This is a genomic window from Halomonas sp. (assembly GCF_031581305.1).
In the GTDB taxonomy this organism is placed as follows: Bacteria; Pseudomonadota; Gammaproteobacteria; order Pseudomonadales; family Halomonadaceae; genus Halomonas.
Map to the genome: position 1 here is coordinate 1 of NZ_JAVLBC010000078.1, position 227 is coordinate 227.

General features: G+C 71.4%; 1 protein-coding gene. It reads left to right on the top strand.

Translation table 11 applies throughout. The features are described from left to right. Positions 1 to 227: hypothetical protein (locus RI841_RS08315; protein WP_310705124.1), on the top strand; the 227-nt coding region annotated here is incomplete at both ends.

The following is a 227-nucleotide window of genomic DNA, read 5'->3' on the forward strand; positions in this document are numbered from 1 at the left end:
CTTCAAGGATCCCGTGCGTGGTCAGCTGGTCTCGATTCCCGACGGCCGCCAGCCGACCCTCAACCGCCTGCACCTGGTGGCGGGCCACCTGCCCACGGCGGGACGCGAGGAGCAGGTTGTCGTCAGCGACGCCTTCGCCGACGCCCACGGCCTGGCCCCCGGGGACAGCCTCGAGGGAATCATCAACGGCCGCCGTGCCCGCCTCGAGCTCAGCGGCATCGCCATGA